This window comes from Jiangella alkaliphila (assembly GCF_900105925.1).
GTDB lineage: Bacteria > Actinomycetota > Actinomycetes > Jiangellales > Jiangellaceae > Jiangella > Jiangella alkaliphila.
Map to the genome: position 1 here is coordinate 7317935 of NZ_LT629791.1, position 21246 is coordinate 7339180.

Genomic DNA, 21246 nt, shown 5'->3' on the forward strand with positions numbered 1-21246 from the left:
CATGGCCGACCGCCGCAAGCCGCGCCGCGTCATGCGCCACATGCGCCGCATCCCCGGCTACCGGTACGCCCGGCGCACCGTCGTCCCGCGCATCCGCGACAGCGCCACCGCCCGCGCCGTCGTGCACCGGCTGTTCGCCGTCGACTCCAAGCAGCACACGCCGCTCGACGTCACCGCCGGCCGGCTGCTGGCCGGCGTCGGCACCGGGCGGCTGCCGGTCGTCGTGGTGCTGCTCCTGGGCGCGCCCGCGGAGCGGGTCAGGGAGATCGTCGACGAGATCGCCGAACTGCAGGTGCTGACAGCCGGGTTCCGGCCGGTGATCGTCATGGACGTGCCCGAGCTGGCCGCGGCCCGCGCCTACGGGTACCCGGCGGAGCTGCTGCTGCCGGCCGGCGACTGGCCGTACGAGGGTCAGTCGTGGGACGACTACGTGCGCACGACGCTGAGCACCGTCTTCGCGACCTACCGCAGCACCGCGTCGGTGGTGGTCGGCCCGGACGGGCTCGGCCGGACCGAGCGGCTGCTGCTGGCCGCGCTCGCCCCGCGGACCTGAGCCGGAGGCGTCAACTGGGCGTCAGCGGGTCTCGAGGTCCATGCGCATGGCCCGCGCCGCGCCCTCGGAGACCTCGGGGTCGAGCGTGCCGATCTTCTCCTCGACGTCGCCGACCAGCTCGGACAGCGCGGTCTTCAGCGGCTGCGCGTTGGGCGCGAGGTAGTCGTCGTGGATCTGCCGGGCCTTGACGCCGGTCCATGCCGGGCCGGGGCCGATGGACCCCGCGGGCGCGTCCATGTTCGGCGTCTCGGCGACGGCGTTGGACGTGCGGGTCTTCAGACTCTCCATGGCGGAGATGAACGGGTTGGGGACCATCCGGTCGTTCGCCATCACACCCTACTTCCTGTTCGGTCACGCTGCGCGTGAGGCTAGCATGGCGGCTGCGAACGCCAGCCGACGATGGAGATGGACACGTGCGGACCAGCAGAGCGGTCATCGGAGTCATCCTCGCATTGACCGCGGTGACCGCATGTACCTCTGACGACGACGGCGGCGACGGCGTCGAGGTCGAGCTGGTGGCCGGCGGCGGCGACTCACCACTGGCCGCTGAGCCGGCCGCCGGGCGGGACATACGCCTCGACGGGCAGGTCACAGCGCTCACCTCGGGGCCAGACGGCTCGGTGTGGGCCGTCGCCGGCGGCGACACTCTGGTCGAGATCACCGCTGACGGTGACGTGCGCTCCCTCGAGCCGGAGTTGCCTGCCGGTGCCACGGCCGTCACCGACCTTGCTGTCGGCCCGGACGGCACCGTGTACGCCGTTGCCGACGGTGCGTCCGACGCGTCCGTCTTCGTACTCGACAGCGACACCCTCCAGGCGGCGCTCGGTGTCCCCGCGCCGCCTGAGGAGCTGTCCGCCCGTACGCCGGTGTCACCCGACGGAACCCCCGCCGAGGAGGCTCGGCTCGGCCAGGTCGTGGACATCGCCGCGGACGCCGACGGCCGGTTGCTGTTCGCCGAGTCACTGCTGGCCGAGGGCGGGGGCCTGACGGGTGCCTCTATGGTCCGGACGGTCGAGGACGGTGTCCTCGTCACCCTCGCAGGTCAACCCTGGGAGGACCCGACCACCGCACCCGAGACCGACCAGATCCCGGTCACCGCATTCCCGGACGGATCCGCCGCCACGGAGATCGACCTGCTGGGCCCGATCGCGCTGGCCGGTGGGCCTGACGGCGACGTCCTCGTCCGCACCGGGTGGTCCGTGCTGTCGATCGCCGACGACGGGACAGCCGGCGTCGTCCTCGGAGCCGACACCAGCGATGACACCCTGCCGGTGGTCACCTCGGACGGACCGTTCGCCGAGACCGTCGGCGCGACCTCCATCGGTTACCGGGCGATCCTGGATCCCAAGACCTTCTCCGTGACGGGGGATGGCGCCATCGCGACCGGTGCCATCGGCAACCTGGAGAGCCTCACCGAGGACGACCACGCACCGTACGAGTGGGTGGTCACCGACGGAAGCGAGCGCGCCCAGGCGATCGCCGACTCCCGAGCGAGCAACACCGAGACGCACTCCACCGTCGTCGTCACGCCCGGCGGGGAGGTCGCCACAGCCGACATCGCCAGCGATGATGCGGCATGGTACGGCGACGGCCGGCTCGCGGCCGCGGTCTACGACGATGAGTCCGACGAGTCGATCATCGTTGCCATCGAGATACCGGACGACATCGCGTCCTGACCTGCCGAATGCGCTGACGGCGGCAACCCGGCCACTCGGGTGGCCGCCGTCAGTGCCTCACCGTCGATCAGGACGAGTGGACCTCGGGCTGGAAGAGCGGGTCGGTGATCATCTGGACGGCCGGGTCCTGCAACCAGGCGTTGTAGGCCTCCAGGGCAGCCGGGTCTTCGCGGATCTGGTCCAGCGGCAGGATGTTGCCGGAGTCGTCGCGGAAGCTGGCACCGTAGCTCTCCTCGTAGAACTGCGGGTCGCCGTCCCAGGTAACGGTGCCGTCGTTGTATCCGGGGTCGATCGGGAAGCGGTCATCGTTGGCGAGCCGGTTGGCGTACTCCATCCAGGTGTTGCGGTCACCGAACCAGTCGGTGTCCATCTCCTGGACCTCCTCCTCGGTCATGCTGCCCCACCAGTCCTTGATCATGTCGCCGATCAATGTCTGGGCAATGTCCTTCGGCATGGAGGTCAGGCTCTCGGCGGTACCCTTCGGGTCGAAGGCGGCACCGATGAGGAAGTCGACGACGCCGTTACGGAACTCCTCGCGCTCCTGGGCGCTGGCGTCGCGTTCACTGAGTACCTGCTCCCAGTTCGACACGAACAGGTTGCCGAGCCGTCGGTTGACGTAGGCGTCCCAGCCGGTCGCGTGCGCGGTGTCGGAGTCGTCCTCGTCGTAGCCCTCGACCCGGTGGTCGCGCATGTCGCCGATCTGGGTCTGGAACAGCATGAACATGTCGGCCGAGCCCTCCTCCGAGCGCATGACCTCCATGATGAACGCCTCCCAGTTGGCCGTGTCCACCTCGATGCCGTCGCGGCCGGGGTTGTCGGTGACCCCAGCTGGTGTGGAGAAGCTGTACATGAAGTCGTCCCAGTACTCCTCCGTGATGTTCGAGAAGACCCCACGCATGTGTTCGTTGAACTCCCAGGCCTCACCCTCGGGCTGCTCACCCACCTGGTTGATCAGCCAGGCGGCGTTCTGCTCGGCCAGATTCGGCAGGTCCTCGTCGTAGAGACCCAACCGGGCGTACACCGGGCCGGCGTCCACCGTGGCGGCCTGCAGGAACGCCGCGAACTCCTCCTCGGACTCGTAGTCCCCGAACCTCGCGGAATCCCACACATCGTCACGATGCTCGGCCATGAACTCCGCACTGGCCCGCGGGCTCCGCGCCAGCCCGGCAAACACGAGCGACCGCCAGTCGCCGCTCAGCATGCCCGTGACGTCGGAGTCACCGGACATCGCCACATCGGCGACCGAGGTGAGGGCCTCGTGGTTCCAGCTCCCGTGCTGCAGCAGCGGAAGGAAGTCCTGCATGGCGGTGATCGACGGGCCGGGAAGCTCCATGTCGCGCAGGGCGTCGTTCATGCCCCGGAAGAACTCGGCGTCGTAGTCGATGCGGAAGCTGGCGGTGGCGAAGACCTCCGCGACCGCCAGTTGCGGCTCCTCGTTGGGGTCCTCGCCGCCGCCGCCCCCGGCCTGGATGCGCGCATCAGAGATCAGCAGGGCGCGCGAGGCGGGGCTGAGGCCGTTGATGAAGGCCTCGGCGAAGTCGGGGTCGTGGCCGTACTGCTCGAGCTGCTCGTAGACCTCCGGCGGGATGTCGCCCCCGCTCTCGTTGACCTGGGTGGCGAGGTCACTGCCGGCGCCCTGGGCCTCCTCGACGGAGCCGAAGTCGTCGTTGAGGATGTCGGTGCCCTGGACGGTCAGGACGCCGTCGCCGGCCCAGCCGTTGGTCTGCTGCTCGGCCAGCAACTGCACGGCCAGACTGTGCCGGCGGCGCATGTCGGGCGTGATGCTCTCGAGGTCGGACTTCGCCTCCATGAGCTTGTTGAAGTTGGTCTTGTCGACGCCGAAGTACCCGAAATCGGACTCCAGACCGGTGATCTTGTCGGTCAACCCGGTCAGCGTCGCCGCGAGGTCGTCGACCGCCTGCCCCAGGGCGTCGACGTCGATGGACGTGTACTCGCCGCCCTCGTCCGGTATCCCCATCACATGCTCCTCTGTCGTCAGTGGACAGGGCCTCCCGACACGTGTCTGGACGTGTCGTGGTCATCCGTGCCCTCGCAGACCGACGAGCCCCAGCAAGCAGGACTCTAGCGGAGCAATTCAACGACCGCGCCCCGACGGGTCGGCACCGCGACTCCCAGGCAGGCCGACGGTCACATGGCCGCCAGCAGCGCCTCGTCCAGTCTCGGCGTCAACGACTCGACATACGTAGCGGTGAGGTGCGATCCGCGCCGGTAGACCAGCGTCTCGCCGATGACGGCCGGGCACTGGTCACCTGGGCAGATGAAGTCGCGTAGGTCCACAGCGCCCACGCCGTCGAGTCCGTCCAGCGCCTCCTGCTGCGGCGGCGCCCCGCTCGCGCGCACCCCGTCGGCGCGCGGGAAGGCGCACTCCCGCAGGTCCTCCGGGTGGGTGGCGACGCACTCCATGACGTCGCCCTGCGGATTCGGGTTGTCGAGCATGACGACGACGTCGCGGCCGGCCGCCTCCAGGCCCGACCACACGCCACTCAGGTCGGTGGCCATCCGCTCGGCCCGCACGACCTCCGGCTCGTCGCCGGCGGCATAGCCGGCCACCTGCGACGTCAGCACGTAGTCGATGGAGTCGTCGGTACGCAGGCGGTCCAGCCGGGCGTCGTTGTACTCGGCGCACCACTCGTTCGGCTCGCCGTCGTAGGCGACGTCGACCGTGGTCAGCGGGCAGGTGCTCTTGAGGTACGTGACGAGCCGCCAGCCGCGCTCCGCGGCGACCCGCTCGAGCGCCGGGAGCCACTGGTGCATCTTCGAGTCGCCGACGACGGCGATGGTCACGGCGGCGTCGGGCGGCCCGAACGTGCACGACTCCAACTCGGTGCCGTCGATGTCGCTGATGCACAGCTCGCCGTCCAGCATCGCCATGTCGTCGGGCGCGGCGAGCACGTCCGGGACCATCGAGTCGACGGCGTCGGCGGGCCGGCCGTCCGGATCGGAACCGGGGTCGTCGCTCAGCGCCGCGGCACCGGGCGCGTCGGTGTTCCCGGTGTACACCGGCCGCGGTATCGCGAGCGCGACGACCAGGGCGGCGGCCACACCGGCGGCGGTGCACGCCACGCCCAGCACGCCGGCCCACGACGGCCGCCGCGCGAAGACGCCGGCGTGGTGGACGGGCGCCTCGACCAGCCGGTACGTGAGCCACGCCGGGACGAGGGAGAAGACCACGACCGCCAGCCCGGCGGCGGTGGTCAGGGTGCCGTCGTCGCCGCCCCAGAGCACCGCGGCGCCCACGAGCAACGGCCAGTGCCACAGGTACAGCGAATACGACAGTGTGCCGACGCCGCGCATCGGCGCGACGCCCAGGAGGCGTGCGCTCGCGCTGCGCCGGCCGGCACCGCCGGCGACGATCACCGCGGCGGCGCCGAGCACCGGCACCAGGGCGGCGCTGCCCGGGAACGGCGTCGCGGCGTCGAACCGGACCGCGGCGTACCCGATGGCGACGAGGCCGGCCAGGCCCAGGACGTGCGCGGCCCAGCCGGGCAGGCGGTCCAGCCGGTGCGCCACCACCGCCAGCGCGGCACCCGCGGCCAGCTCCCAGAGCCGCGTCGTCGAGACGAAGTATGCCTGACCCGGGTTCGCCTCGGTGAACCACAGCGACCACGCCAGCGACGGCAGCCCGATCGCCGCGATGCCCGCCAGCATGACGGCGTCCAGCCGCCAGCCGCGCCGCCTGCGCACCCAGGCCAGCAGCACCAGCAGCACCGGCCAGACGAGGTAGAACTGCTCCTCGACGGCCAGCGACCAGAAGTGCTGCACCGGGCTCGGCGCGTCGTTCGCCAGGTAGTCGACCGACTGCCCGGCCAGCCGCCAGTTCACGACGTAGAGCGCGCTGGCGCCGATGTCCCATGCGGTGGACGCCCACCGGGTGACCGGCAGCACGGCGATCGTCATGGCGGCGACCGCGCCCAGCACCACGGCGGTGGCGGGCAGCAGCCGGCGGGCCCGGCGGGCCCAGAACCGGCCGAGACCGAGACGTCCGGTCTGCTCGATCTCGCGGTGGATCAGCCCGGTGATGAGGAACCCGGAGATGACGAAGAAGACGTCGACCCCGACGTAGCCACCGGCCAGGAACGGCACGCCCGCGTGGAAGCCGAGCACCGAGAGCACCGCGACGGCGCGCAGGCCCTGGATGTCGCCGCGGAAGCGCAGGCGAGACGACGACAACGGCAAGCCCTGGGCGGTGACCGTGCGTGACGATGGCGCGACTGTGCTCGTGTGGTGCATCGGGACCGGGAATCCGTCTGGACGGCGAGCAGCAACGCTGCGGGACCGCCACAGTCTAACGAAGTCGAGGACTCGCTCAGTGCCGGCGCGGGCGCACCTCTCGGCCGGGCGGTTTGTCCCCCGCACCTGCATCTGAAACGGTAGGCACCATGACGCAGCGCATCGGACTAGTCGGCTTCTTCGGCTGGGGGAACTACGGCGACGAGCTGTTCTTACGGCTCTGGATGCAACGGCTCCAAGCGGCAGGCGAACCGTCCGTGGTGCATCAAATCACCAAGTCGCCGTACTTCATCGATCCCGTGGCGACCGTAGCCGAGAGTTACGATGCGTTCGTCATCGGCGGGGGCGACCTGGTGATTCCCTGGAGCATCTCCGACCTCTACTGGCGCAAAGAGTGGCTCACCCGCCCCGTCTACATCGCAGGGGTGGGCGTGCCGACGTGGGGCGGCCGCAAGGACCACATCGTCAACCGGCTCCGGGCCTTCTTCCAGCATCCGAACGTCCGCTACATCAGCGCTCGCGACCCCGAGAGCGCGGCCTGGATCACCGAGAACCTGGAGCCCTCGGTGCCCGTCACATGGGCGCCCGATCTCGTGTTCGCACTCGACCTGCCTGCTGTGTCCGCTCCGGCCGGCCAGCCGATCCTCGGCGTCGTCACCCGCCACCGCAAGGGCGGCCCCGACAACTACGAGAGCGTCGCGAGTGCGTGCGAGCGCGCTGAACGACTCGGCTACCGCATCCGGCAGATCGTTCTTGGCACCGGGCCGGTCGGCGAGGCCGATGCCGCCGCGGCGGGCGCCTTCGACTGGCCCGGCAAGGAGCTCGTGGTGAGCGAGGATCTCGATGTGCTGACCCGGGCCATCGGCGAGTGCGGGGGGTTGCTGAGCATGAAGTTCCACGGCACGGTGGTCGCGGTCGCGTACGGCGTCCCGTCGCTGGTCCTGTCGCCGACTGACAAGAGCCGCAACCTCTATCGGATGATCGGCCAAGAGCGATTGCTCTCCCATCTGAACGCGGACAATCTCCAGGACAAGATCGCCGAACTGAAGACCCCGATCCCCGACACCGCTCGCGCGGAACTCCGAGAACGATCCGCCGCCGCCGTCCAACAACTGGTCGACCGCGTTCGCGACGATGTATCGTCCGGCCGATGAACCTGTAGCGTATGGCGACGCTGGGTAGTCGGCTGAGATAGAGGTCGCACCGGCCCGGCAGGACGGGCGCTCGTGCACTGCTCGAGGCGTCGCCATGGCTCAACGGATGATCTGGTGGAGAGTGGTATGCCTGAACGGCCGTCGCCCACGTTGCTGGTGGCGTGGAACGAGCTGGACGATGCGGTCATCGAGGCCGCATTCGCTGAGCTCGCCCACGTGCAGGCCTCAGCGAACGCTCTGGCGAATGCGGTCGGGCGGCTGACATCGGCTGAGCACGACCCGAACGGTATGCCGCGCCGACTGTCCCGCGCGGCGCGCAAGGCTTTTCGGCAAGGGCTGCGGTTGGACCGGTATCCACGCGCGTTCGTCAGGGGGTTCAAGGCCAAGCCGCCGCGTACCGAGTTGGCCAAAGCCCAGGCCGCCGCCCGGCGGCTCACTGTGCTCCGGCGGCTGACCGAGCTTGCCGAGCTTGGCGAGCACGACCGCGCCGTCGCACTCACCCTCGCCACCTTCTCCGAGTTCTCCAACGATCCGCAGTTCGCCTCGCGCGCCGTCCAGGTCTTCTACAAGGCCGGCGCCATCAGCCTTGCGCTCGCCGCAACGAGCGCGCTGCGCTTCGGTGATCCGTCTCCTAGCCTGATCACGCGCGAGGCCGGATTGCTCGGCCGCATCCGTGAGACGACCGAGGGCTGGTCGCCCGAGCTGCCCGGTCCCGCGGAGCCGCTCCAGCAGCTCACGCCCGGCCGGGTCCTGCACCTGCTGAAGGAGTCCGTGCCGTACCACGAGAACGGCTTCACCATGCGCAGCATGTACACGCTGCAAGCCCAGTTGGAGGCCGGCCTCGAACCGATCGTGCTGACGTCGCTGGGGTTCCCGCGTGTCATCGGCGTCGACGAGTTCGCCGACGACGAGGTCGTCGAGGGCATCCGGCACATCCGGCTGGATCTCGGTCCGGACTACGACCTGAAGTCGCCGTACGACCGCTACCTCACCGACTTCACCTGGGCGGCCGCGCGACACGTCCGGGAGCTGGCACCGTCGGTGATCCATGTCGGATCCGGGCATCGTGGGTACGAGACCGCACTCGTCGGCCTCGCGCTAGGCCGCCACTTCGGCATCCCGGTCGTGTACGAGGTCCGGTCCTTCTTTGAGACCACCTGGACGCCGGACGCGGCGCGCGCCGAGCTCGGCGAGTACTACCGCCGGCGGTACGAGACCGAGAACCGCTGCATGGCGGCGGCCGACGCAGTGATGACGATCAGCGAATCCATGCGTACCGAGATCGCGTCGCGCGGAATTCCCCTGGACCGCATCACGGTGGCGCCCAACGGTGTCGACACCCGCCGGTTCAGCCCGCGAGAACGCTCGGCCGAGCTGATCGACCGCTACGGCCTGCGCGACCGGTTCGTGTTCGGCTACGTGAGCAACCTCGACCACCCACGCGAGGGCCAGGAGACGCTGATCCAGGCGGCACAGATCCTCCGCGACCGCGGCGTTCCCGCCACCGCCCTCATCGTGGGCGACGGGCGTCGGAGGGCGGAGCTGGAAGGGCTGGCTGAGGGCGCCGGCGACGCCGTCGTGTTCACCGGGCGGGTCGACCACCGCGAGGTGCTCGATCACTACGCGCTGATGTCCGTGTTCGTCGTACCGCGCACACGCGACCGCGCCGCCCGGCTCGTGACACCGCTCAAGCCGTTCGAGGCCATGGCTGCTGGTATCCCGCTCGTGGTCTCCGATCTAGAAGCGCTACGCGAGATCATCGGCGACGGTGACCGCGGCTGGGTGTTCCCCCCAGGTGATGCCCACGCCTTGGCCGACCTGCTGCAGGGCCTGTCCACCGACCCTTCCTCGCTCGGCGAGAAGGCCGAGCGCGGACTCACCTGGGTCCGCGAGCTCCGGCAATGGAGCGCGAACGGCCCCATTTACCAGTCCGCCTACAAGGGCCTACAGGACCAGAACGGCCGCGGCTGACCGTGCACGCTCTCCTCCACAACCCCGACTTCAGCGCCGCACGCACACTGCGCGAAGCGATCGCCGCCGTCCGCCAGCTCAAGGCCGGCGGAGTCGGCAACCGAGTGCTGCTCGGTTACGGGCCAGTCGCCCGGCTCAACCCGTTCCAGGCCCTGCTCTATTCGGCGTTTCCCGCCGAAGGACTCGCGGTCAGCCCGGTGTACGACATCACGACCATGCCCGCTCTGACGGCCCTGCGGCAGCAAGGGTACGAGTCAGTGTTCCACCTGCACTGGACCGCGCAGATCCTGCGCGATGCCACCGACGAGGCCGACGCCGAGCACCGCGCCGACGCGTTCCTCGCGGTTGTCGACGAGTTCGTCAGCGCCGGCGGCAAGCTGATGTGGACGGTCCACAACGTGCTCCCTCATGACGTCGTCTTCCAGACCCAGCAGAGCCGGCTGCAGCGCGAACTCGTCGAGCGATGCTGGCGCGTGCATGTGATGTCGCAAGACACCCGCGATCGTGTTGCGGACGTGTGCCCGATCCCGGCCGAGAAGGTCGTCTACTCGCCGCATCCGGCATACCAGGAGGCGTATCCCTCGTACTGGACCCGTGAAGAGGCTCGCGCGACCCTCGGCATCGAGCCGGGCGAGATCGTCCTTGCCACCTTCGGCGCCATCAAGGGCTACAAGGGGATCGCGCGGGTCCTCGACGTCCTGGACGAGTCGTGGACGCACGATGCGCCGTGGCGGCTCGTACTGGCCGGACCGCCTGACCGGGATCCGCAGACACGCGAGCTGCTGCGCCGCGCCGCACGCCACCCTCGCGTGATCCTGAACGCGGGAAAGGTCCGCGCCGAGGACGTCCAGATCTTTCTCCGCGCAGCCGACGTCGCACTCGTCCCGTACGAGCGCTCGCTGAACAGCGGGTATCTGCTGCTGGCGCTGACGTTCGGGCTCCCGGTGATCGCACCACACGGCGGCGGCCCGGCCGACGTCGTCACGCCCGAAACGGGTCTGCTCTTCGATCCCGCCAGCCGCGATGACCTCTCCCGACAGCTGCGGGAGCTGCCAGTTCTGGTCGGCCCGCTCGCCCGGCAGGCTGCGCGGGAGCGGGCCGACCAGTTCACGGCCCGCCTGGTCAGCGCTGAGTTCGCCCGTCAGCTCCGCAAAGACGTCGCGCTCTGAAGCGCGCCGCCTTCGACTGCGCTGGCCCGCGGGCGGATCAGCGGCGGCCGATCTCGTGCGGCAGGCGACGCCCCAGCTGATAAGCAAGATCGGTCACGGCGACACGGGCGGCACGCACCGCGCCGAGCTGCGCTTCTCCAGCCTCGGCGAGCACGTCCGCTTGCCCCGACACGGCGTCGAGCTGCTTGGCCAGCTTGTCGAGTCCGGATCTGACGGCCGACACGCCACGAGCGGTGTCCGTCACTGCCTTGCGGTCGCGGGCGGCACGGCGGCGCAGGTCCTCCATCTCACGAATGACGAGACGCTGTCCCTTGACCTGGAGGACCACCAGCGTGGACGTCAGCAGAATCAGCTGCACGACCAACCACCGCGTCAGGCTCCAATCGAACTGACGGGCCGCCATCGTGGTCGCCGTCAGCCACAGCAAGAGCACGACCGTGAGCAGGATCGGCCGCAGACGCATTCGCAGCAGCGCAGCCGGCGCACCCCGCCGTCGCCCGGCCCGCAGGTGTCGCTTCGCGCCCCAGTACTGCAATGTCAGGCGCCCGAGCTTGGATCTGCTCAGCTTGTCGTAGTCGCCGCGCGCCTCCCGGCTTTCGGCCCGTGCCGCGTCGAGCTGCTCGCGCAGCTGGTCGGCTCTCGCCGCGAGCTGCTCCTCGGCGGCACGGGCTACTGCGAGCTGACCCTCGAGGTCGCGGGGGACATCCTGCGCTTCCGTAGACCGCCGACCCCAGCCCAGACCCGCCCGGTCGGCCGCGCGCAGGGTCGCGACGACACCAGAAAGCCGCGTCCCATCGGAGCCGTCGCCTGCGCCCGCCTTCAGGACGACGAACGGCTCGCCCTCACGGAACTCGACGTCCACGATGCCGTAACCGGCGGCCTTGCCGAGCGCAGCCACGAGATCATCGTCCTGCCGATGAGTCACAGATAGCCGGATCGTCGTGTCCGCGTGAAGGTGATGACCGCATATCGCGAGGGCAGTTGCGAAAGCCTCCGGCGTGACGTTTGTCAAGGCGATGACAACATCGTCGTACAGGTCACCTTTGTCCAATAGAACCGGGTCCTCGCCACCTAGCAGGATCACCGCAGCACTGTCGAATGTGTATCGCGCCGCCGACACAGCGGCTTCGTCGGAGTCGGCCAGCACGAGCATCCTTGCCGTGCCGGAATCCGCCAGAACTCTCACCGTCGATCTCCAAATCTCGCCTCAGGGCAGCAAGCGTAGTCGGGCTGAAGGGTTCCGGTACCATCGCACCGCGCCACGCTGCCGGCCGGCCGTGCGTATCGATCCAGAAGGGACAAGGCGTGTACGAGCGCGACAGTGCTCCGGCGGTCTCGAGCACGAGTCGGTCACGCGGCATCAGCGTCGTGATCCCGACGTTCCGAGCCGAAGGCCACATCGCATCGTGCCTGGGCTCACTGGCGGCTCAGACACTGTCGCCGGATCTGTTCGAGATCATCATCGTCCTGAACGGCCCACGCGATGGCACTGGCGCGGTCATCGACGAATTCGCACGCCGAAATCCGCACCTGCGAGTTCGCCGCCTCACTGTGAACAAAGCCGGCGTCTCGCGGGCCAGGAACCTGGGGATCGCCGCGGCCCGGCAGGAATTCACGACCTTCGTCGACGACGACGACACCGTGTCTCCGACATTCCTTTCGTCCCTGCTCGCCTACGCCGGTGAGCACGTGATCCCGATCGCCAACATCGCCGATGTCGCAGACGGCGGAGAACCCGACCATGACAACAAGGTCAACGAGCAGCTGCGCGCCTGGGCCGGACAGCGTGCTCGCCCCGAGAAGCTGCCGCGGGCGATGGGCTTCAACGCGGCCAAGCTCATCCCGACCCGGGTCGCGCAGGAGGTGGCTTACGACGGCACGCTGAGCAGCGGCGAGGACATCGTCTTCTTCATGTCCCTTCTCGCTCACCACCCGTTCGTCTTCCAGGTGGTCGCTCCTGACGACCAGGCGATCTACTACCGGACCGTCCGACCGAACTCGGTGTCCCGCCGCGAGATGACGTTCTCGTTCGCCGTCGAGGACCGCGTGCGCGTGATCGCCCGGCTCGATGCCCTGATGGAGCGTTGCCCGCCAGACCGCCAGGGCGTGGCGGCAGCGCTCATGCGGGCTCAGGCCGGCGTCATCCGGCGATTCCTCGACGCACGGCCGGACCATCGTGGCGACGCGCTGCGAAACATCCGCGAGCAAGGCCTCGCGAACTTTCCCTACGACGTGTTGAACCGAGGCCTCGCCCGCACCCTTGCCGTCTCCTACTGCTTCGTGCCGTACGTCGACACCAGCGCGATCGTCGCGGCCAAACGGATCCGCGCTGCCGGCGACATCGTCGACGTCATCTACAACGCGATGGACTCAGTCCGTGGCACCGACAAGGAGACGACCCGTATCTCGGCCGAGCTGATCGACCAGGCGCTGCCCATTCATTCGCCCTCGAGCTTCGGCAACTGGGCGGCCATCCGCGACTTCTGCATGCGGGGCATGTCAGCCATTCAGTCCCGCCGCCCGCCGGAGGGGTACGAGCGGCTGTACAGCCGCGTCGTCTGGCCAGCGTCACACTTCCTCGCCGCGCTGTACAAGGTCCGCCATCCCGAGGTCGTATGGACGGCAGAGTTCTCCGATCCCGTGTCGCGCGACGTGCACGGGCTGGAGCGGACCAGTCCGCTGACCGACGACGAGCTGCTGCGCGAGCTGCTGGCGGCGGCCCGGAAGGCCGGCGCCGACCTGCCGATGCCGGACAACATGTACGCGGCGGCGGAGAACATCGCGTACGCCCTCGCCGACGAACTCGTCTTCACCAACGAGAACCAGCGCGACTACATGTTGTCGTACTGCCCGCCGGCCCTGGCCGAGACGGCCCGGCTCAAGGCACGGGTGGACCCGCACCCCTCGCTCCCGGCGGAGTTCTACACGGCGTCCCCGGCGACGCTCGACGACCTGCCCGCCGACACCGTCAACCTGGCCTACTTCGGCACGTTCTACGCCACCCGCGGCCTCACCGAAGTGGTCGACGCGATCGCGCGGCTCGAGGACGACACCAGGAAGCAGGTGCGGCTGCACGTCTTCACCGGCAATGCCGAGGAGATCAGCGAGCAGGTGCGGACGGCCCAGCTAGACGACGTGATCGTCGTGCGGCCGTACCGCCCGTACCTGCAGTTCCTCAACCTCACCACGGCGTTCGACTGCCTGCTGGTCAACGACGCGAAGACCGGCAGCAGCCACTCGGTGAACCCGTACCTGCCCTCGAAGTGGAGCGACTACATGGGCAGCGGAACGCCGGTGTGGGGGCTGGTCGAGCCCGGTAGCCCGCTGAGCCGTGAGCCGCTCACGTATGCGACGCCCACGGGCGATGTCGACGCGGCTGCGGAGCTGCTCCTACGGCTGGTGGCGGCGAAGGTCCCGCCGGCCGGCTGACCCCGGCTGGACCGTCAGGGCAGCAGCGACGGCCCGGGTGGCGGCACCGGCTCCGGGTACGGGCTACGCCGGCGTCCGAAGGAGTTGCCGCGATTCGGTGGCGCGATGACGTAGCGGTATAGCAGCCATGCGACCACGCCGCCGATGATCGGGCCGGCCAGCCAAGACGCGACGGAGTCCCATTCGCCGCCGACCACGGCCGGGCCGAAGCCGCGCACCGGATTCAGCGCCGCGCCAGTGAAGGCGTCGGTGGCGAAGGCCGCGCCGGCCACCGTCAGGCCGATGCCGAACGGGTAGGCCGAGAGCGGTGCGCGGTCGTCGACCACCGCGCCGAAGATCACCAGGACGATGATCATCGTGAACAACGCTTCGAGCGCGATGGCGCCGCCGATGTCCATCGGCTCGGCCACCACCGGCGTGCCCGCCTCCACGACCACGCGGTCGGTCGTCAGCATGACGAGCACCGCACCGGCCGCGCCACCGGCGAACTGCGCCACCCAGTAGGCGACGGCGCCGAGGACGTCGATCTTCTTGTCCAGCAGCATCGCCAGCGTGACAGCGGGGTTGAAATGACCACCCGACACATGGCCGAACGCGGCGGTGAGCCCGGCAATTAGGAACCCGTAGGTGAGCGCGCGCGGAGTCGCGCCGGCTTCGACCGCCAGCAGCGTGCCACTAACGATGATGAGGGCGCCGACCGCCTCCGCGATGGCGTTACGGATCCACGCGTCAGTCATCGAGGACATCACTCCCGTCCGGGTCGCCGCCTGCGCGCCGTGGCCCAGTCCCACCCTGGGTCGTATCGACCCGCCAGCTTGTCACGAGGACTCTACCGTGCGCCGCAGGCGCCGTCAGGATCATCCCCGGCTGCCGGTCGCACCCGTGAGCGCGGCCGTGTAGGCAGCGTCCACGACGTCCGTGAGCGTGCTCCAGTCGCGGTTGCGCAGCACCCAGTCGCGCGCGGCAACGCCAAGCTCCCGGCGCTGGCCCGCATCGTCGAGCAGGTCCGCCAGCACCCGCCGCAGATCGCCCGCGTCGCCTTTGCGGAACACCCGGCCGGTGACGCCGTCGTCGACGAACTCCGTGAGCGCCGCGACGTCGGACACCACCACTGCCTTCTCCATGGCCATCGACTCGAACGGCTTGATCGGCGAGATCAGCTCGCAGACCGGCAGTGGCAGCCGCGGGAACGGCGCAACGTCGACCAGCGACAGGTAGCGGCGCACCTGGTCGTGCGGCACCCGTCCGGTGAAGCTGACGCTCGCGCCGAGGCCCAGCCGCTCCGCACGGTCCCGCAGCGACGGCTCGGCCGCGCCATCGCCCACGATCAGCACCTGCAGGTCGTCGCGGAGGCCGAGGCCGGCGACCGCGTCGAGCAGCAGCTCGAGGCCCTCATAGTCGACCAGGCCGCCGGCGTAGCCGATGACGGTCTTGCCGGCCAGCCGCAGCCGCGACTCGAGCTCGCGGTCCCGCCCGCGTGGAGTGAACCGATCGGTGTGCACGCCGTTCGGGACGACGACGATGCGGTCCTCCGCGACCCCACGCCCCACCATCTCGCGCCCGAGCGCCTCGGTGATCACGAACACCAGGTCGGATTCGCGGGCGACTGCCGTCTCGACGCGCTCGAGGAAGCGGTGCCGATCGGAACCGGCGAAGGCGGGGTCACGGGAGAGCGTCATCAACTCCTCGAGCCCACGCATCTCGTAGATGAACGGCAGTCCCAGCCGCCGGGCCGCCGTCAGCCCCGCCAAGCCCACGACGTAGAAGCTCGACCCGTGGATCAGGGCAACCCGGTGTCTGGCGGCGAGGTCGCGAACGCCGCGTTCGAACCGGTCGACGTAGTCGGCCAGCGGGACCTGGGGGTAGCCGCGGACGCCCGGATCCAGCAGGCGGTGGTAGACGATCCCGTCGACGGTGTCGCTCGCCGGGACCTCCCTCGTGTCGCCCGGGTCCCACCCGTCGTACGGGAACCCCAGGCGGGTGACGGCCTGGACGTCCCAGCCGCGGGCGGTGAGGGCGGTGGCGACGCCATGCGAGCGCGCGGCGTAGCCACCGGACCGGATCGGCGCGGACTGCGAGAGCACCGACAGGACGGCGCGCGTATCGGGCTCGTACGGGGTGGCGACGGCCCGAGGGGGGAACGTCCAGCCACTCCTGGAGATGGACAGCTGGTCGCGGGCCGCCGCGAACGTCCGCCGGAAGTCGTCGCGGCCGGGGCGCGCCACCAGTGCCCGGGCAGCGAGCATCGAGGCCGCGTGCGCGTCGCCGGCCCGCAGTGCCTGCACTGCCGCCCGTCCGACCTCCGCTGTCGGGAATGGCGCGCCGGCGCCACGCGGGCCGATCTCCGGGCTGTCCGGCGGCGTCGTCACGATGAACTCCGCAAGCCTGCGCCAGGCCCGCGCCCGGACCAGCGCCTGGGTCATCCACAGCAGCGGAGCCTCGCGTTCGCGCAGGACTCGCGCGCGGGCGGCGGCGAACGCCTCCGGGCCGGCCACAGCGGCATCGCCGAGGGCGAACTCGTCGAGCAGGTCGTCCAGGCGGGAGCGGTCCGCCCGCTCCGCGAACGGCAGCGCCGAGACCATCGCGTCGAACTCGTCGACGAGGTCGCGGCCGGCCAGCACGATCCCGGTGATGGCGCGTTCCAGCTCGACGTGGTTGCGCGGCGGCGTCCGCGCGAGCATGACCAGCGCGTCGTGCGCCTGGGCGGTCCGGCCCAGGCGGGCGGCGGACCGCCGCCACATCAACGCGGTCGCGACGGTCTGCTCACCGGCGTCGATGGCGCGGCGGACGGCGTCGAGCGCACCGGCGTCGTCACCGGCCAGCTCGCGTGCGGCCGCTGCGATCCGCCACGCCTCACCCGGTCGCTCGGCGTGGTCGGCGACCGACGCGGCCAGTAGCGCCGCCGTCGCCGGCTCGTCCCGCAGCCGTGCGGCCGCCGCTTCGAGCCGGCTCTCGGTCACAAACCGCTGCCACCGCTGCGGGCCCGCGGCCGGCGGCGCCACCAGAGCGAGCCGGGCGCCCCAGCGCGACAGCGGCCCCGGCGTCTGCGTGCCGGACGTCGTCACGCGTCGACCTGCGGGCGTGGGTCGCCGTAGAAGCAGACCCGGGCGCCGGCGGCCATCATCTCCGCGTCGGTGACCTTCCAGGTGTGCCGGTCGCGGTCGGCCTCCCGCACGCTCACGAAGTTGAACCGGTCTGCGGAATAGGTCCGCACACCGTCAGCCCAGGCGCGGTTCAGGAAGTCGGTGTCGACAGCCCGCGGGATCTCGCTGAACCGCAGGTCCTTCGCCAGTGCGCTCTCGACGACGATCGAGCCGCCCTGCACCCACTGGTGATACCGGTTCTGGAAGTTCTCGTACCGCAGCACGACAGCGTCGGAGGCCCGCAGCCAGACGTAGTGCGCCCACTTCCCGACGATGCCGGCGTCGGTGCCGGCGAACGCGTTGACGAGGTCGGCCAAGTAGTGGCGGCCGTAGTAGTTGTCGTCGTCCATCTTCGCCGTGTAGCGGCCGCCGGCGGCGTCGACGCCGAGGTTCATCAGGCCACCGAGGGCCACCGACGGGTCGGCGTCGATCACCTGGAGCCGGTCGATACCTTGCTCGGCCGCCCGGGCGCGGAGACCGGCGTGGTCCAGGCCGAGACCGTGCAGCACGAGGATCAGCTCGAGGTCGCGGTGCGCCTGCCGGCCGACGTTCGCCAGCACGTTGTCGATCTGGTGCTCGCGGTTGGTCGGCACGACGACGGACACGGACCGGTCGGCGGGTGCGGGCGAGCGGCCGATGGCCGTCAGCATGGCCTCGGCCCGCTGCCCGGTCGTGTGGCCGGCCAGCACGGCCCGGTGCAGCCGCAACGCTTCGCGGTCACGGAACTCCGGTTGCGCCGCCCTGATCGCGATCTCACGCGCGAACGCCTCCGACTCGTCCGCGGTGCCGACGTGCTCGGCCAGGTCGCCCGGTAGCGTCGCGTGATACTCGGGCAGCGTCACGACCGTGGTCTGGGCGGCGCCGGCCTCCACCAGGGTCCAGGCCGAGTCGGGCGCACACCGGGCGGCATCGACGACGACACGGTAGTGGTCGGCCACAGGCTCGGCGAGATCGCCGACCGTCGCCCCGGCGACGACCTCCTTCACCGCCTCAGGCAGCACCGCCTCCGCACGTCCGTCGCGCTTGCCGAGGCGGGATCGCCAGACGTGCGGCCTGGGCACGGCCGGCCGCTCGGTCGCGGGTACCAGCAGCCGCTCGAGCCCCACCGCCGCGGCGGTGTCCAGCGGCGACTCGTCGATGACGGCGGCGACGTCACCGATCCGCTTCGCGCCGGTGCCGCCGTGGGCCGGCGAGTGCGACCGGGGCGCCGCCGCGGGCGGCAGCGCCTCGACGACGGCATCCGGCCACCGCTCGCGCCAAGTGCCCGTGGCCGCCGGATCCGCGACGAACACCGCTGCGGCGAGCGGCATCAGGGCCGCGGCGGACTCCGGGTCGGACGAACCCGCGGTGACCCATACCAGGACCGGAAGACCGCGGTCATGCGCTGAAGCCGCCAGCTCCGAGGCCCGCCCGGCGGGCGCGCCCCAGCCTGGCACGACCCCTCCGTGCACCTCGATCAGCACGAGCTCGGCGCCGGTGAGGCCGGTCCCGGCCGCCTCGGGAACCAGGTCGACCTGATCCCACTCCCAGGCCAGAGCCCGGGCCAGCCGCGGCGACGCAGCGACAGCCACGCGCAGTTCCGGACGGGCCGGTGTGCGGGCCGGGGACTTGGCGCGGAGCGCGTCGCGCACGAGGCGGATGCGGCGGGTGGCATCGTCGACCGGCTTCTCTGCCGCCGCGGCCGGCGCCGGATCAGACGGCGCCGTCGTCACGCCGCCGGCAGCCGGGGCCACTGCGCCGGGCGGTCCGGCCGGCGGCCCTGTTGTGAGCCTCCGGACCACTCTCCGCGCCGTGTCCCGGACGCCTCGAGTCATGGGACGATCTCCTCCAGCGCCCGCGCCAGCCGCGGCTCGAGCGTGTCGACGTACGTGACGGTCAGGTGTGAGCCCTGACGGTAGACGAGAACGTTACCGATGACCGGTGCGCACGATTCTCCCGGGCAGATGGCGCGGTTGAGGTTGATCCACGCCACCCGGCCGGACTCCTCGGCGGCCCGTTCCAGGACGGCGGCGGCGCTATTCGCTACAGCCTCCGCACGATCGAAGGAGCACTCCGTGAGCCGGTCCCGGTGCTCAGCCGCGCACTCGTACACGTCAAAGCCGGGTTGTGGAGTGTCTGCGAGCACCGCCACCGGGATGTCCTCGTCGGAAAGGTCGGTCCAGCGCCGGACCAGGCCTTCAACCATGGCGTCGTGCGACTCTCCCGCGTCGGGGTCCTCCGGGTCATCCATCGCCCGGTTCCGGCCCTGCGAGGTGAGCACCAGGTCAGGACGGAGGTCGCGGAGCCGGTCGACGACTGCGTCGTTCCACTCGGTGCAGGCCTCGAACGGCTCCCCGTCACGGCCGAGCGTCGCCGCGGTGAACGAGCAGGTCGACTTCGTATAGGTGACGACGCGCCAGCCGTTCGTCCGACCGATGGTGTCCAACGCGGTGATCCATTGCAGCGCCTTCGAATCGCCGACCAGCGCGATCGTGACCTCGCCATCTGGGTCGCCGTACTCGCACGTCGCGACCTCGGTGGAGTCGATGCCGACCTGGCAGCCATCGGCATAGGCGGGCGGGACGTCCTCCGGCGCGTCCAGCGGGTCGGGCGTGATCGAGCCGACCTCGTCGACGGGGCGGCCGTCGGGGTCGTCGCGCGGGTTCTCGAGGTCGAGGACGGCGGCGCCGGGCGGGGGCGCGGCCGGTTCTGTCGCGCTCGTGGCCGACGGGACCGCAGCCACGAGCGCGAGGCCCGCCACCACGCCGGCCAGCGACAGATTCGCGCCGATACTCAGCGCGAAGCGCGGCGATCGGACCATGGCGCCGGCATGCCGCACAGGGTTCTCGACGAACCGGTATGCCAGCCATGCGGGGACGAAGGAGGCCGCGACCATGCCGAGCGCCTGCCCGGTGCTCAGGTCGCCCCACTGCGCCTCGGCGAGAACGAGCATCGGCCAGTGCCACAGGTACAGCGAGTACGAGAGTGCCCCGATGCCCACGAGCAGCGGGATGCCGAGGACGGTGACGGGGCCGCGTCGTCGTGCCGCAACACCGCCGGCGATCACGGCGGCGGTGCCCGCGACGGGCAACAGCGCCGCCGCACCCGGCCAGGCGGTCCCCGTCGTGACGACGAAGGCGGACAACACGACGGCGCCGAGGCCGGCCCAGGCGAGTGCCGCGGCGAAGCGCTCGGGCAGCCGCTCCAGCGCCGGCAGCGCCAACGCGACGCCCGCGCCCGCGGCCAGCTCCCACAGCCGGGTGGTCGACACGAAGAACGCCGCCGACGGGTTCGTCATCGTCATGATGACCGACCACGCGAACGACGGCAGCGCGACCACGATCAGCCCGACGGCCAGCCAGGGCCTGGCCGGCTCACCCGCCCGGCGTGTCCACGCCGCGATGGCGAGGATGAACAGCGGCCAGAGCAGGTAGAACTGCTCCTCGACGGCGAGAGACCAGAAATGCTGCACGGGCGATGTCCCGACGCCCTCGGCGAGGTAGTCGACCGACCGGTCGGCCAGCCGCCAGTTGACGAAGTACAGCGCCGACGCGGCGATGTCACCACCGAACGGGCGCCGGTCGACCGCAGGCACCATCAACCAAGCGGCAACGGCCGTCAGGACCAGGACGAGCACTGACGCGGGCAGCAGCCGCTTGGCCCGGCGCGCGTAGAACCGGGCCAGCGAGACGGTTCCGGACTGCTCGAGCTCGCGCACCAGCATGCCGGTGATGAGGAAGCCGGAGATCACGAAGAAGACGTCCACCCCGACGAAGCCTCCGGGCACGATGCCGGGGCTCGCGTGGTACAGCAACACCAACACGACAGCGACCGCACGCATGCCCTCCACATCGGGACGGAATCGCGGCGGCGGAGGCCGGCCTGGGACCCGGCCCGCCATCCGACGGCGTGTGGGGGTGT

At 70.5% G+C, this 21246-nt stretch carries 14 protein-coding genes; 6 read left to right on the plus strand and 8 right to left on the minus strand.

The genetic code is table 11. The features are described 5' to 3' along the window. Position 1 precedes the first annotated feature (1 nt). The gene (locus tag BLV05_RS33650; protein ID WP_046771491.1) at positions 2-553 is read left to right on the plus strand and encodes a hypothetical protein; all 552 of its coding nucleotides are present in this window, start codon (positions 2-4) and stop codon (positions 551-553) included. Between the two features lie 21 nt (positions 554-574). Here the strand turns inward: BLV05_RS33650 and BLV05_RS33655 are convergent, their stop codons facing one another. Beyond that, positions 575-883: a hypothetical protein gene (locus BLV05_RS33655; protein ID WP_046771492.1), complete on the minus strand. Its 309-nt coding sequence runs from the start codon at positions 881-883 to the stop codon at positions 575-577. Positions 884-966: 83 nt separating this feature from the next. On the opposite strand from BLV05_RS33655, the gene BLV05_RS33660 reads away from it, so the two are divergent. After that, positions 967-2229 (plus strand): hypothetical protein, encoded by a 1263-nt coding sequence (locus BLV05_RS33660; protein WP_046771493.1) that lies wholly within the window; start codon positions 967-969, stop codon positions 2227-2229. A 67-nt stretch (positions 2230-2296) separates the two neighbouring features. Here BLV05_RS33660 and BLV05_RS33665 read toward each other — a convergent pair whose 3' ends face one another. Continuing rightward, positions 2297-4207: a BTB/POZ domain-containing protein gene (locus BLV05_RS33665; protein WP_046771494.1), complete on the minus strand. Its 1911-nt coding sequence runs from the start codon at positions 4205-4207 to the stop codon at positions 2297-2299. A gap of 170 nt (positions 4208-4377) precedes the next feature. Continuing rightward, positions 4378-6420: an acyltransferase family protein gene (locus BLV05_RS33670; RefSeq protein WP_160312800.1), complete on the minus strand. Its 2043-nt coding sequence runs from the start codon at positions 6418-6420 to the stop codon at positions 4378-4380. Between the two features lie 209 nt (positions 6421-6629). Here BLV05_RS33670 and BLV05_RS33675 point away from each other — a divergent pair, with 209 nt between their 5' ends. The 3 genes from BLV05_RS33675 to BLV05_RS33685 all read left to right on the plus strand — a co-directional run bounded on the left by BLV05_RS33675 (position 6630) and on the right by BLV05_RS33685 (position 10774). Next, the gene (locus BLV05_RS33675) at positions 6630-7634 is read left to right on the plus strand and encodes a polysaccharide pyruvyl transferase family protein (protein ID WP_046771495.1); all 1005 of its coding nucleotides are present in this window, start codon (positions 6630-6632) and stop codon (positions 7632-7634) included. A gap of 126 nt (positions 7635-7760) precedes the next feature. Continuing rightward, positions 7761-9605, plus strand: coding sequence for a glycosyltransferase family 4 protein (locus tag BLV05_RS33680; protein ID WP_052762936.1), 1845 nt, complete (start codon positions 7761-7763; stop codon positions 9603-9605). Between the two features lie 104 nt (positions 9606-9709). Then, positions 9710-10774: a glycosyltransferase family 4 protein gene (locus BLV05_RS33685; protein WP_160312801.1), complete on the plus strand. Its 1065-nt coding sequence runs from the start codon at positions 9710-9712 to the stop codon at positions 10772-10774. A 37-nt stretch (positions 10775-10811) separates the two neighbouring features. Here the strand turns inward: BLV05_RS33685 and BLV05_RS33690 are convergent, their stop codons facing one another. Beyond that, on the minus strand, positions 10812-11921 hold the full coding sequence (locus BLV05_RS33690) for a hypothetical protein (protein WP_152690980.1): 1110 nt from the start codon (positions 11919-11921) through the stop codon (positions 10812-10814). Between BLV05_RS33690 and BLV05_RS33695 the strand changes: the two genes are divergently transcribed. Continuing rightward, a complete protein-coding gene (locus BLV05_RS33695; RefSeq protein ID WP_082155645.1) occupies positions 11873-14203 on the plus strand; it encodes a glycosyltransferase in 2331 nt (776 codons plus the stop codon). The genes BLV05_RS33690 and BLV05_RS33695 overlap by 49 nt on opposite strands. A 14-nt stretch (positions 14204-14217) precedes the next feature. Here the strand turns inward: BLV05_RS33695 and BLV05_RS33700 are convergent, their stop codons facing one another. The 4 genes from BLV05_RS33700 to BLV05_RS33715 form a co-directional block, all read right to left on the minus strand. Beyond that, on the minus strand, positions 14218-14940 hold the full coding sequence (locus BLV05_RS33700) for an aquaporin (RefSeq protein ID WP_160312802.1): 723 nt from the start codon (positions 14938-14940) through the stop codon (positions 14218-14220). 120 nt (positions 14941-15060) lie between these two features. Beyond that, positions 15061-17268, minus strand: coding sequence for a glycosyltransferase family 4 protein (locus tag BLV05_RS33705; RefSeq protein WP_052762939.1), 2208 nt, complete (start codon positions 17266-17268; stop codon positions 15061-15063). Further along, a complete protein-coding gene (locus BLV05_RS33710; protein ID WP_052762940.1) occupies positions 17265-19079 on the minus strand; it encodes a glycosyltransferase family 2 protein in 1815 nt (604 codons plus the stop codon). Before BLV05_RS33710 ends, BLV05_RS33705 begins: the two co-directional genes overlap by 4 nt. Before the next feature lie 77 nt (positions 19080-19156). Further along, a complete protein-coding gene (locus BLV05_RS33715) occupies positions 19157-21166 on the minus strand; it encodes an acyltransferase family protein (protein ID WP_046771498.1) in 2010 nt (669 codons plus the stop codon). Positions 21167-21246 lie beyond the last annotated feature (80 nt).

Coding starts and splice junctions, on each gene's coding strand:
- BLV05_RS33650 (WP_046771491.1), top strand. CDS start 2: ATGGCCGACCGCCGCAAGCCGCGCCGCGTCATGCGCCACATGCGCCGC.
- BLV05_RS33655 (WP_046771492.1), bottom strand. CDS start 883: ATGGCGAACGACCGGATGGTCCCCAACCCGTTCATCTCCGCCATGGAG.
- BLV05_RS33665 (WP_046771494.1), bottom strand. CDS start 4,207: ATGGGGATACCGGACGAGGGCGGCGAGTACACGTCCATCGACGTCGAC.
- BLV05_RS33675 (WP_046771495.1), top strand. CDS start 6,630: ATGACGCAGCGCATCGGACTAGTCGGCTTCTTCGGCTGGGGGAACTAC.
- BLV05_RS33680 (WP_052762936.1), top strand. CDS start 7,761: ATGCCTGAACGGCCGTCGCCCACGTTGCTGGTGGCGTGGAACGAGCTG.
- BLV05_RS33695 (WP_082155645.1), top strand. CDS start 11,873: ATGTGTATCGCGCCGCCGACACAGCGGCTTCGTCGGAGTCGGCCAGCA.
- BLV05_RS33700 (WP_160312802.1), bottom strand. CDS start 14,940: ATGACTGACGCGTGGATCCGTAACGCCATCGCGGAGGCGGTCGGCGCC.
- BLV05_RS33715 (WP_046771498.1), bottom strand. CDS start 21,166: ATGCGTGCGGTCGCTGTCGTGTTGGTGTTGCTGTACCACGCGAGCCCC.